The sequence below is a fragment of the Sphingobium sp. FG58 genome (genome assembly GCF_057809055.1).
The window spans coordinates 1-2,519 of sequence record NZ_JBMDJF010000046.1 but is presented as its reverse complement, the minus strand read 5'-3'; the positions used below and the strand labels follow the sequence as shown (position 1 = coordinate 2,519).

The 2,519-nt window shown below is 63.9% G+C and carries 3 protein-coding genes; all 3 read left to right on the top strand.

Going from position 1 to position 2,519, the window contains the following annotated elements; all coding sequences use genetic code 11:
* Positions 1 to 119: 119 nt before the first annotated feature.
* From ACODR8_RS19845 to ACODR8_RS19835, 3 genes are read left to right on the top strand one after another with little or no spacing between them, the layout of a single operon-like run.
* On the top strand, positions 120 to 1,025 hold the full coding sequence (locus tag ACODR8_RS19845) for a tyrosine-type recombinase/integrase (protein ID WP_489008841.1): 906 nt from the start codon (positions 120 to 122) through the stop codon (positions 1,023 to 1,025).
* Positions 1,026 to 1,029: 4 nt separating this feature from the next.
* Entirely contained in the window at positions 1,030 to 2,223 is a 1,194-nt protein-coding gene (locus ACODR8_RS19840) for an IS91 family transposase (protein WP_489008840.1), read from the top strand.
* On the top strand, positions 2,220 to 2,450 hold the full coding sequence (locus ACODR8_RS19835; protein ID WP_489008839.1) for a hypothetical protein: 231 nt from the start codon (positions 2,220 to 2,222) through the stop codon (positions 2,448 to 2,450). The genes ACODR8_RS19840 and ACODR8_RS19835 overlap by 4 nt, the downstream gene beginning before the upstream one ends.
* Positions 2,451 to 2,519: the final 69 nt, after the last annotated feature.

Genomic DNA, 2,519 nt, shown 5'->3' with positions numbered 1-2,519 from the left:
GCACGAACCCGCTCCGCGGGAGGGTCGCTTGGGGTGACGTAGCGTAGTATTGTTCAGGCTTTGCGAGCGGCGATGTCGCCTTGCGATCGTGGAGTTCCTTCAACGGAAAGGAACTCACCATGGATGCCATCACTTCGCCGACCCCGAACAATTCTCTGCGCGAGCGTATGTTGCAGGACATGACGATGCGTGGCTTTGGGGAGCACACGCAGAAGGACTATATCCGGCACGTCCGATCATTTGCCGCGTTTCTCGGTCGGCCTCCCGATACGGCTACGATCGAAGACCTCCGGCGCTTTCAGATTGATCAGCATGAACGCGCCGTTGGTCCGGCAACCATCAATGGGGCTGTATCGGCACTGCGTTTCCTGTTCAGTATAACTCTCAAGCGACCGGAGATGGCGCTGGGGCTTGTCGTCGTTCGCTGCACGCCCAAATTGCGGGTGGTTTTGAGCGTCGAGGAGACAGCGCGGCTGCTCGAGGCTGCGCCAGGCATCAAATACAAAGCAGCCCTCAGCGTGGCCTATGGTGCGGGCCTGCGGGTCTCGGAGGTTGCCCACCTCAAGGTCGATGACATCGACAGCGAGCGCATGATCATCCGTGTCGAGCAGGGCAAGGGACGCAAGGATCGCAACGCCATGCTCTCACCGCATCTGCTCGATTTGCTCCGTCAATGGTGGCGCGAAGGCAAGCGGCGTGGGGTGATGTTGCCACATGGCTGGCTGTTCCCCGGCCGCAGCGGCACGGATCCGGTCTCAGCGCGCCAGTTGCATCGCGTCGTGCAGGAGGCGGCTGAGCGCGCCGAGATCCACAAGCGGGTAAGCCCGCACACATTGCGGCATTCGTTCGCCACTCACCTGCTCGAGCAGGGTGTCGATATCCGCGTCATCCAGGTCCTGCTGGGACACGTGAACATCAACACGACCGGCATCTATACTCAGGTTTCGAGCAAAACCATGAGGGCGGTGGCCAGTCCGCTCGACCAGATCGTTGCCGTGATGGAAGGTAGGGGCCCTCCCGGTTGAACCGGTGCGCGCCCCGCTCGAGGTCGCCGATATCTTCCGTAGCGCCGGGCCAGCGTATCGCGCAGCCCATGCCGGGCATCTCAGTCTCGGCCAGCTCAAGGTCATGACGGCGATCGAGAACTGCCGCACCGCCGCGCTGGGCGGCCACGTCGCGGCCTGCGACGACTGCGGACACTGGCGGATCGCTTACAACTCCTGCCGCAACCGGCATTGCCCCAAATGCCAGGGCGCTGCGGCGCGCACTTGGTTGGCAGCGCGCGAGGCCGATCTGTTGCCGGTTGGCTACTTCCACGTCGTCTTCACGCTGCCCGCCGAGATCGCGGATATCGCGTGGCAGAATAAGGCGGTGGTCTATGACCTGCTGTTCCGCGCAGCTGCGGACGCGATGCTGACCATCGCCGCCGATCCCAGACACCTCGGTGCGCGGGTCGGCATCACTGCCGTACTGCACACCTGGGGATCGGCGCTGACTCACCACCCGCATGTGCACATGATCGTGCCCGGCGGCGGCATCGCGCTGGACGGCACGCGTTGGATCTCGTCGCGCCCGGCCTTCCTGTTACCAGTGCGCGTGCTGGGTGTGTTGTTCCGCCGGCTGTTCCTCACACGCCTGCTGGCGTTGTTCGACGCTGGCAAGCTGGCCTTCTTTAACGCCTTGGCGGGCCTGGCCTCGCGTAAGACCTTCCTGCGGCATCTGTCGCCCATCCGTAAGAAGCGCTGGGTGGTCTATGCCAAACCGCCCTTCACGGGGCCGCAGGCGGTGCTGGCTTATCTCTCGCGCTACACGCACCGCGTTGCCATCTCGAACCGGCGGCTCATCGGCTTCGACGAGGCCGGAGTGACATTCCGGTACAAGGATTATCGCCGCGATAGTGCTGAACGCCAGCAGGTCATGACGTTGGCGACGGACGAGTTCATCCGCCGCTTCCTGATCCACGTCCTGCCGCGCGGCTTCCATCGCATCCGCCATTACGGTCTGCTCGCCAGTTCGACGCACAAGGAGGCTATGGCGCTCGCCCGCAGGCTGCTGGGCGTTGCTGCGCCGATCGATGAATCCGAACCCGACGAGCCGCCCGATCATCGCCCGCCATGCCCATGTTGCGGCGGGCATATGACTATCGTCGAAACCTTCGCCCGGTGGTGCCAACCGCGCGCACCACCAACGCCAGCCTCACACGCCCGGAGACACGCGCCATGATCCGGCATGGCTCGCCCTACATGACGGTCGCGCTCATGGCGTCCTGGCCGACGACCGGGCGCATGCCCATCCCGGAATTAAAGCGGGCGCAGGACACGCTGATCCGTAAAACCACCGCTGCTAGCAGCCTGACGCCGCCCGAAATCACGCCGTTCCGCCCGATAGTCGCACTTCCGGCCCGGCAACGTTTACCCGCCAGAACCATCCCAAAGCCTATTTACCCATAGAGCAGCGCGTGGGGCCCGCGGGTTCCTGCACTGGAGGCTTTCGTACGCAAGCGCCCGAAACCCTTCACA